The 9,267-nt window shown below is 65.4% G+C and carries 10 protein-coding genes; 3 read left to right on the top strand and 7 right to left on the bottom strand.

What is annotated here, in order from left to right; translation table 11 throughout:
* The 3 genes from B4U45_RS28250 to B4U45_RS28240 form a co-directional block, all read right to left on the bottom strand.
* A partial coding sequence (locus B4U45_RS28250; protein WP_219859565.1) for a transposase domain-containing protein occupies window positions 1–329 on the bottom strand: 329 nt, incomplete at its 3' end.
* A gap of 46 nt (window positions 330–375) precedes the next feature.
* Entirely contained in the window at window positions 376–798 is a 423-nt protein-coding gene (locus B4U45_RS30195) for a Zn-ribbon domain-containing OB-fold protein (protein ID WP_075549475.1), read from the bottom strand.
* Window positions 795–1,958: a thiolase family protein gene (locus tag B4U45_RS28240; protein WP_075549564.1), complete on the bottom strand. Its 1,164-nt coding sequence runs from the start codon at window positions 1,956–1,958 to the stop codon at window positions 795–797. Before B4U45_RS28240 ends, B4U45_RS30195 begins: the two co-directional genes overlap by 4 nt.
* 52 nt (window positions 1,959–2,010) lie before the next feature.
* Between B4U45_RS28240 and B4U45_RS28235 the strand changes: the two genes are divergently transcribed.
* Window positions 2,011–2,880, top strand: coding sequence for an NYN domain-containing protein (locus B4U45_RS28235; RefSeq protein WP_075549565.1), 870 nt, complete (start codon window positions 2,011–2,013; stop codon window positions 2,878–2,880).
* Window positions 2,881–2,887: 7 nt separating this feature from the next.
* On the opposite strand, the gene B4U45_RS28230 is transcribed toward B4U45_RS28235, so the two are convergent.
* A complete protein-coding gene (locus B4U45_RS28230; protein WP_075549476.1) occupies window positions 2,888–3,547 on the bottom strand; it encodes a hypothetical protein in 660 nt (219 codons plus the stop codon).
* A 329-nt stretch (window positions 3,548–3,876) separates the two neighbouring features.
* On the opposite strand from B4U45_RS28230, the gene B4U45_RS28225 reads away from it, so the two are divergent.
* Window positions 3,877–5,379, top strand: coding sequence for an HNH endonuclease signature motif containing protein (locus B4U45_RS28225; RefSeq protein WP_122526447.1), 1,503 nt, complete (start codon window positions 3,877–3,879; stop codon window positions 5,377–5,379).
* Between the two features lie 43 nt (window positions 5,380–5,422).
* Here B4U45_RS28225 and B4U45_RS28220 read toward each other — a convergent pair whose 3' ends face one another.
* The 3 genes from B4U45_RS28220 to B4U45_RS28210 all read right to left on the bottom strand — a co-directional run bounded on the left by B4U45_RS28220 (window position 5,423) and on the right by B4U45_RS28210 (window position 8,045).
* Window positions 5,423–6,220, bottom strand: coding sequence for an SDR family NAD(P)-dependent oxidoreductase (locus B4U45_RS28220; RefSeq protein ID WP_075549478.1), 798 nt, complete (start codon window positions 6,218–6,220; stop codon window positions 5,423–5,425).
* Between the two features lie 271 nt (window positions 6,221–6,491).
* Window positions 6,492–7,022: a DUF2231 domain-containing protein gene (locus tag B4U45_RS28215; protein WP_075549479.1), complete on the bottom strand. Its 531-nt coding sequence runs from the start codon at window positions 7,020–7,022 to the stop codon at window positions 6,492–6,494.
* 198 nt (window positions 7,023–7,220) lie between these two features.
* The gene (locus B4U45_RS28210; protein ID WP_371687228.1) at window positions 7,221–8,045 is read right to left on the bottom strand and encodes a class I SAM-dependent methyltransferase; all 825 of its coding nucleotides are present in this window, start codon (window positions 8,043–8,045) and stop codon (window positions 7,221–7,223) included.
* Window positions 8,046–8,165: 120 nt separating this feature from the next.
* On the opposite strand from B4U45_RS28210, the gene B4U45_RS28205 reads away from it, so the two are divergent.
* A complete protein-coding gene (locus B4U45_RS28205; protein ID WP_075549566.1) occupies window positions 8,166–8,948 on the top strand; it encodes an SDR family oxidoreductase in 783 nt (260 codons plus the stop codon).
* Window positions 8,949–9,267: the final 319 nt, after the last annotated feature.

The raw sequence follows: 9,267 nt of genomic DNA, 5'->3' as shown, positions 1-9,267 counted from the left end.
GGTGCTGACCCCAGCCGCTCACGGGCCTGAAAGATCGCCGACTTACCTGGTAACCGGTAGCGTTCACGCCACCCCGACGCCCACGCCAGACCATCGGTGAGCTGGGCCAGCACATCCTCATAAGAGCCCTCCGCATACAGGCCCATCGCGATCGCGAAATACGCCATCACCCGCGCAGGCAGCGACCGATGCCGCTGCTGGGTGCGGCCCGCCTCCGCGATCACCTCATCCACCAGCGCCGCAGGAAACACCCGCGTCAACACCCCCACCGATACCAGATCTGACAACCGGCGATCCGACTCAGGCTTGCGCCAACCCGCACGAGGCATACCCTACAAACTACACCCATGTAGTCTTAACTGAACGGTATTGGGTCTAAGCCGGCGTGAAATAAGGCAGTGTCAAATCAGAGCCAATCTCGTGGAATTGCACGTGCACCCGCATGCCGATGTCCAGATCCGCCGGTGCTATGCCGACGATGTTGGTCAGCATCTGGTAGCCCTCGTCCAGCGTGACGATCGCCGGCGCATATGGCGGCTCGAACTCGGGCGTCACCGGCCGGTAAACCACTGTCCAGCTGTATATTTCGCCTACCCCGGCACTGCGCATCCAGATTAGATTCCCGGACATACACTGCCGGCAGTGCTCGGCCGGCGGGAAATGCGCGGCGCCGCACGTCTGACAGTGTTGATAGCGCAGCTCGCCTGCTCGGCATCCGTCCCAGAAAGGAGCGCTGAGCGGACTTCTCGGGTGCGGCGCCGGCCCGCGCTGCGGCCGCAACACCTCGCCCGAACTCATCGCGGTTCGGCTCCGAGGATCAGCACCGTGGTGAACAATGCACCCGCTCCCCCGTTGCTGCACAACGCGATACGTGCATCCGGAACTTGAAGCGCGCCGGCCTCGCCGCGCAACTGCTGAACCGCTCGAATGGCGCGCTGCATCATTTGCGGATTCCTCCCGGCATGGCTGAAGGACATGGTTCCGCCGTCGGTGGTGACCGGGTGGCTACCGCCGATGGCGATGTGACCGTCGGCGACGAACGGTCCGCCTTCGCCCGGGCCGCAGAAGCCGAACGCTTCCAGCTGACGGATGATCTCGAACGAGAACGGATCGTAGAGTTCCAGCACATCCACCTGGTCGCGACGCAGCCCGGCATGCTTAAACGCGCGATCGGCCGCACGGCTGCCCACCCGGCCATTGACCTGACCACCGTGCCGGCCCGCGAGGTCCCAAGCGGGTGGGTGCTGATACGACGGACCGAAATGATCTGCGCCACTTGCCAATACGTAGATCGGCTGGCTGGCGACCGGCACCTTGTCCAGGTTCGCCACCACCAGGGCGCAGCCTCCCTCGGAGGTGGTGGCGCAATCGAGTAGGTGAAAGGGCTCGGCGATGGGTCGTGATGCGGTGATGTCCTCAGGGGTGAAGGGTCCGCGTTGGTAGTACACGGCTTCCGGGTTTCGCGAGCCGTTGTTGCGGATGGTGGCCGCGACGATGGACAGGTGCTCGCGGGTGGTCCCAAAGACGTGCATGTGGCGACGGGCGATGAGTGCGAACTCGGCGGCGGTGAACATCCCCCACGGCGCCACGAACTCGTTCTCCGGCCGGGTCCACGGCGCCGTGGCTACATGGTCGCGATATTCACCTGCCTGGGCGGCGACGAGGACCACCACGTCGGCCATGCCGTGCTCGATCGCGGTGACGGCCTCGGTGATCATGCCGATCCCGAACCCCACCCCCTGCCAGGCCGGCCCGAGCCGGAGGTCGTAGATCAGTGCCGTGGACAAGGTGCCGGCACTGATGCCGTCCACGTCGTCGAGGTTGAGGCCGGCGTCGTCGAGGGCTCCCCGGATGGCCTTCACCGCCAGGCTGCGGGAGGTTTCGCCGTCCAGGCGGCGTCGCTGGCGGGTGTTGTACACGCCGACGACGGCTGCGGTGTTGCGCTTGGTCGCGCCCACTGTCACTCCGTTCTGCTGCCGTGCGGGTGTGACACACGGCACGATGACGATCATGACCGATTCCAGCGCGACCCGAGTGGCCGTCTACTTCGACTTCGACAACATCGTGATCTCGCGCTACGACCAAGTACACGGACGCGGCACCTTCCAAAAGGACAAGACCAAGGGTCTGGACCCGCAGCGGCTGCGAGCGGCGACGGTCGATTTGGGCGCGATCATGGATTTCGCGTCGTCGTTCGGCACCCTGGTGCTTACCCGCGCGTACGCGGATTGGTCGGCCGAGGTGAACGCCCGCTACCACGGCCAGCTTGTCGGACGCGCGGTCGATCTCGTGCAACTGTTCCCCGCAGCCGCATACGGCAAGAACGGCGCCGACATCCGGCTGGCCGTCGATGCGGTCGAGGACATGTTCCGGCTGCCCGACCTGACCCACGTGGTGATCGTCGGCGGCGACTCCGACTACATCGCGCTCGCACAACGCTGCAAGCGGCTGGGCCGGTACGTCGTCGGCATCGGCGTGGCCGGCGCCAGCAGTCAGTCGCTGGCCGCCGCGTGCGACGAGTTCGTCACCTACGACACGCTGCCCGGGATATCCACCACCGTCGTGGCGGCGCAGCCCAAGAAACGCGGACGCCATGCCAGCACCGCGGAGCCGGACGAGGAGCCGGCTTCACCCGACCCGCAGGCCGCCGCCACCCGACTGCTCGAACGGGCGCTTCGGATCGGCCAGGAGAAAGACGACGCGGACTGGCAGCACAACTCGATGGTCAAGGCCCAGATGAAGCGGATGGACCCCTCGTTCAGCGAGAAGTCGCTGGGCTTCAAGTCGTTCAGCGACTTTCTGCGTTCCCGCAGCGAGGTGGTCGACCTTGACGAGAGCAGCACCACGCGGATGGTGCGCCTGCACAGCGACGCGGGTTGATCGCCGATCATCCGTCTATTTCGCCGGCGATTCCGCGCTCGATGCTGGCCCGGATGCTGCCCGGCAATACGATGAGGCCGTCGAGTTCGGTACGCGCCAAACCATATGCGCGCTGTCGCTCCTGCTGCGTCGCGGAAGTGTCGGCCGCCACCCGCAACAGGCTCTGGGCACGCGCCAGGCGCTGCCGTTCCTCCCGTGAGAAGTCGTTCCTGCCTTTACGAATGGCCTCTGTTTCCGCGGCGTTGAACGCGGTCACATAGCTTTCGACAGCGTCGAGGTAGTGTCGCGTACCCTCCCGGTCGTCGACCAGATCTTCCGCACGAACCGGCCGATGGAAATCGGCCGCCAGTTTGGCCTTGTGAAACGCCGTTGTCAGCGGATCTCGCATGTCGGTCATCACCGGGAAGTCGAGGAGCTTGGCGGGATCGAGTTCGTACTCCAGCCAGCGAGCATCGGTGTGGTCATGTGCATCGATCGCGCGTCGTATCGCGCGCCAGTGCGACGCATGATTGCCGACCTCACCCGAGTCAGCCGCAGGTTCTGCGGGATCGCCTGAGGACTGTCGTTGTCTATTCAGCGACGACAGCGCCCGGATGCCGGCATAAATCACGCCGATCACCGGTGCGGCCAGCACCAGCAACTCCAGCAGCCGAAACAGCAGTCCCACCAGGCAAGGATGCCATCATTGCGCTTAAAGGGCTGCCTGCTGCGCCAACCGCACCCCGAGATGCGGTGTCGAGCTTGGCATCGACATACGTCGACGTCGACGACATCGAACCGTCAATGCCGAAGTCGTGAATCGTAAACCGCACCAAGACCATCCGTTGTCGCAGGGTTGCGTTTCGCCGAGCGCCCAATGAGCTTCCGGGCGCTCACCGCCGACGATATCCACGAGATGGCCGACTGAGCTGACGTAAGGCTGCGAACCTGGCGGGTTATCCACAGCCTGACGGTGGACCCGCGGTGTTGTCGGCCGGCCGTGGCATAATCGAATGTATGTTCGACTACCAGACCGGTGAGGTCGCCGAGATGGATGACTGGTTTGAGCGCCGTCATCCCTCCCAAACCCTGGAGTCGGCGAGGTTGTTGGACCGGATGTGTGCGGCGGGCCGGACGGAGAATCGGGCCGCCGCGGCACAGCTGAGCGCGATCGGGGAACTGTTCGCCTATCGGCTCTCCCGGTGTTCAGAGACCGAGGATTGGGCCATCGACACCATGGAGGCGGTGGCCGCCGAAGTCGGGGCGGCGTTGCGGATCAGCCAGGGGTTAGCGGCCAGCCGGCTGCGCTATGCCCGGGTGATGCGTGAGCGGTTGCCGCAGGTCGCCGAGCTCTTTAAGGCCGGGGACATCGACTACCGGGCGTTTCAAACGCTGGCCTATCGCACCGAGCTGATCGAGGATCCGCAGGTGCTGGCAGGGGTAGATTCCCAGTTGGCGGCGCTGGTGCCGCGCTGCCCGTCGCTCAGCCGGGGCCGGCTGGGCGCCCTGGTCGACAAGGTCGTGGCCAACGCCGACGCCGATGCGGTGCGACGCCGCAAGGAACAGCAGACCGAACGCCAGATCCGCATCGACGAGGGTATCGGCGGGATCTCCCAGATCGAGGGCACCCTGTTGACCCCCGATGCCCACGCGCTGGACAAGCGGCTGACCGCGCTGGCGGCCACGGTCTGTGACCATGACCCGCGCACCCGCGACCAGCGCCGCGCCGATGCGTTGGGGGCCTTGGCCGCCGGGGCCGATCGGCTGGGGTGTGGCTGCGGGCGTACCGACTGCTCGGCCGGCAAACGGCCGGCCGCATCCCCGGTGATAATCCACCTGATCGCCGAGCAGGCCAGCCTCGACGGGCGCGCCCAGACGCCGGCATCCCAAGTCTGCGCCGACGGGCTCATCGGCCCCGAAACGGTGGCCGAGTTAGCGGCCTCGGCCAAACTGGTGCCGTTGACCCACCCTGCCGACACCGGCCCGGAGTCGGGCTATGTTCCGTCGAAGGCCTTGGCCGATTTCGTGAGATGCCGCGACTTGACGTGTCGCTGGCCCAACTGTGATCGCCCGGCCTTCGATTGCGACCTCGATCATTCCATCCCCTACGCCGCCGGCGGGCCCACCCATGCGTCAAACCTTAAGTGCTACTGCAGGACTCATCATTTGCTGAAAACCTTCTGGGGCTGGCGCGACATGCAACTGCCCGACGGCACGCTTATCCTGACCTCCCCGACCGGGCACACCTATGTCACCACTCCGAGCAGTGCGCTGCTGTTTCCCCACCTGTGCGCACCCACTGCCGATCTCCCCACCGACCAAATCCAAACACCTGACCCCTGTGCCGGGCGCACTGCGATGATGCCCAGACGCCGCCGCACTCGCGCCCAAGACCGCGCCCAGCGCATCGCCACCGAACGCCGCCACAACCACCGCGCTCGCACCACCCCGCACACCGAACACACCAACCAAACCGGACCCGCCCCACCCGACACCGACGACGAACCACCGCCGTTCTGATACAGAACGGCCTCGATGTAAGCGAGGTCGCTACCGCGCGCCATTACCGCTTGTCGGTCTGACCGGCCGCGATCTCGTCCGCCGCCTTGGCGACAATTCCTCCGGCCAGTCGCGACGACATCTCGGGGGCGTTCGCCGCGAACCGGGCCAGCGCCCGCTGACGCAGCGGGGCCACGGTGACTTCGGCGCGATTTCGCTCGATGGCGTCGACTACCGCCGCACCGACCTGTTCGGGTGTGCCGGTGCCGATCAGCGGCGGCATCGCGGCCCCCGAATCGGCGAACATCCCGGCACCACCGATTGCCCCCGGGCTAACCACCGAGACGCCCACCCCGGCCGGTCGCAGGTCGTCGCGCAGGCACAGCGCGAATCCCCGGATGCCGAATTTCGTTGCCGCATAGAGCGAGGCGCGCGGTGTGGCGGCCTTGCCGGAGATCGACGAGAGGAAGACGAAATGCCCAGACCTTCGTTTGGTGAACACCGGAATCAGTTCGCGCGTCAGCTGTACCGGTACCTCGAGGTTGACCCGTAGCGCACGGTCTACCTGCTCGGCAGTGAAGCTGTCCAGTTTTCCCGACGCCGGCAGCGCGGCATTGGCGACCAGGACGTCGATCTCCCCCGCCTCGGCAAGCAAGGCGGCTGCGGCGCCGGATTCGGACAGGTCACTGACGACCGTTCGGTGGTCGAGTCCGCTCAGCGAAGCCGCAAGCCTGTCCAGCTCCGCCGGTTTGCGGGAGCTCAGGATCAGTCGCGCGCCGTGGTCGGCGAGTGCCGCGGCGATCGCTCGTCCGAGGCCGCCGGTGGCACCGGTGAGCAGGACGGTCTTGCCCGTGAGTTCCATTCGCTCGACGCTAGTCCAGGTCGCCGTGTCAACCGAATGCATCGTCGAGCAATGGGATTCGATGGCGGCGTGTCAACTGTTGGAACCCGTCGCCTCCCCGGCACGCGGCACCCGCCAGCCGGGCTCACCAAGCCGACCAAGGCCCCGTGGTTCCGCCCGATCGAGCTGGCAAGCGATGCACGCTCTTCAGGATGCCAGGCTGGTGAAGCCGCCGCCGGCGATCAGGACCCACAAGGCGAGAACGGCGCTACCGATAACGTGTCATTGCCCTTCATTGGGTGGGCGTGGCTGGGTATCGGTAGCCTGCGGCCTGATCAGACTCCCGCGCGACGCGTACACCGTAGTAGTACGCCAGCTTGCCGCCCAGGAACCCCGACACCGCCAGGAACGTCAGGCTGACGATGGACAGCACCAGCGGGCCGATGCCCACGGCGGAGGGTTGGTGGTAGTTGCTGTAACGCCAGATGAAGTTGACGATGTAGGCCACCACGACGCTGACGTTGAGCGTCATGTGCAGCAGCCCGGTGCGGAAAGCGGGTGTGCCGGTGGGGATGGTCAACAGATCCAGGAAACCGACGATGGCTGCGGCGAGCGCGCCAATCACACCGATGGCGATCAGCCACTGCGACCCCTGATACAAGAATCCGGGCTGGTCGACGATGCGCGAGGCGATGTCGAAGACCAAGCTGGCCACCCACGCCCCGATGGGCACCGTGACCAGGATCGGGTGATACGGATGACCGTAAGGCCCGGCCAATAGGGAGCTGACGGGCTTCTTTGCCGGCTCAGTGTGCGTTGTCATGGCAGCCTCCCGCGATCCTGTGCCAAACGGTTACTTGGGGTGGGTTCGGTGATCTACTTCCGCATGCCCGGCTACCCGCGGTTGGTTTGGCTAAACCGCGTGGGTGATGCCCAGCGTTGAACCGCTTGGTTTGGGGCCCACATGAACGACGAGCATGCGATCAATCAGTCCGTCCTGGCCCGTCGGCGATTCGGCGGCTCAGTATTCGAAGCGGTTCAAGACGTCATAGTCGCCGAACGGCGTCGCATGCAGCAGCAGCCGGTACATCAATCGCACCGGGGTCGCCTCGATTTTCTGATAGCTGGCCAGTGCGGAGGCCTGTTCGCGGAAACGCAACCTCGGGTTCCACCGTTCAAGGTCTCGGATATCGCCGATGCCCCACTTGACCATGCCTTTGGTGAAGATCTTCGACAGCCGGGGACCCATCGGCGAGATGGTGTCGAAAAGCATTTCGCCGTGCTCGAATCGGTCTGTCAGGCACGCGAGCAGCCGCCGCACATCGCCTTCGGCAAGGTACATCAGCAGCCCTTCGGCGGCGACCAGCGTGGGACGTCCCGTCGGAATCTGCTGCAACCAGCCGGGATCGGTCACCGGCGAGCCGATCATGCGGTAGTTGTCCGTTTCGTCGTAGAGCCGGCGGCGCAAGTCGATGACGCTCGGCTGGTCGAGATCGAACCACAGCACCGACGCCGGGACCGCAAGACGATATGCGCGGCTGTCCAGCCCACAACCGAGGTGCAGCACCACCGCATCGGGATGCTGTCGAAGGAAATCAGCGCACCAGTCGTCGAGCTGCTTGGCGCGCAATACCACCAGATACTGATTGGTGGCGGGCAGCGAAGTTCGACGTATCCGCTTGAAGTCGTAGTCGATCCGATCCACCGCTTCGGCGGCCGCCACATCACCCAAGATGGGCTTACGGGAACGACTTTCATAGCCACGCAAGTACAGGGTCACCAAGTTCGTCCATTCCACCGAACCCCATCGGACCGAACTGAAGTCGACCTTGGGAGGCACCACGATTGCCCACCAATCTCCGGATCTCACCGGTCCTGCGTGCGGACGGTGCCGAGCGTACCGAAGCCGACTGATCACCGACGAGGGCGGTGGTCTTCGCGAATGGGATCGTGGAAGTATCAGAGAATGCCAAACCGACTGACCGGCAAAGTCGCCCTTGTCAGCGGGGGCGCCCGGGGAATGGGCGCCTCGCACGTGCGGGCGCTGGTGGCCGAGGGCGCCAAAGTGGTGTTCGGCGACATCCTCGACGAGGAGGGCAACGCGGTGGCCGGCGACATCGGCGACGCGGCCTACTACGTCCACCTCGACGTCACCGATCCCGATCAGTGGGAGGCGGCGGTCGAGGCGGCCCTGAGCAGGTTCGGCGGGCTCGACATTCTGGTGAACAACGCCGGCATCCTCAACATCGGAACCATCGAGGATTACTCGCTGTCGGAATGGCAGCGGATTCTCGACGTCAACCTCACCGGCGTGTTCCTGGGCATCCGCGCCGTCGTCAAGCCCATGAAGGCCGCCGGCCGCGGATCCATCGTCAATATCTCCTCCATCGAAGGGCTGGCCGGCACCATGGCCTCCCACGGTTACACCGCGACCAAGTTCGGCGTGCGAGGGTTGACCAAGTCGACGGCAGTGGAACTCGGAGTCAACGGAATTCGGGTGAACTCCATTCATCCCGGGCTCGTCAGGACGCCGATGACGCAGTGGGTGCCCGAGGACCTGTTCCAGACCGCGCTGGGACGCGCCGCCGAACCGCAGGAGGTGTCCAACCTCGTCGTGTACCTGGCCAGCGACGAGTCGAGCTATTCCACCGGTTCGGAATTCGTCGTCGACGGTGGCACCGTGGCGGGCCTGGGACACAACGACTTTTCTGCCGTCGACGTTGCCCAGCAACCGGATTGGGTCACGTAGCCGATAGCCGACGCGCCGCCCGTCGGAGTGCATCTACCCCGGGGCGACCGGACGAGCTTCCAAGCGAGGCCACCGACAACAGGAGGCCCAGAAAGCGCGACTGCCCACCAACGGATCTCAACATCGGCTCCTTGTGCTGGTGCGCGCCACAAACCGGCTGGGGCAGAAGGGCAGACGGCCGTCGCGGACTCGGTTTCCCCGGGCCGGCATCGCCAAATCGGCGCAATTCTCGGGACCGCGTTCACCGGCCGCCCCGCCCACCGCTATCCCAATTTCCACGCGAATCACCGGATGCAGCCGATAGCCATCGTGCCCATCA

The organism is Mycobacterium persicum, assembly GCF_002086915.1.
In the GTDB taxonomy this organism is placed as follows: Bacteria; Actinomycetota; Actinomycetes; order Mycobacteriales; family Mycobacteriaceae; genus Mycobacterium; species Mycobacterium persicum.
Note: the sequence above shows the minus strand (reverse complement) of the source record. Positions and strands in the feature narration are given on the sequence as shown.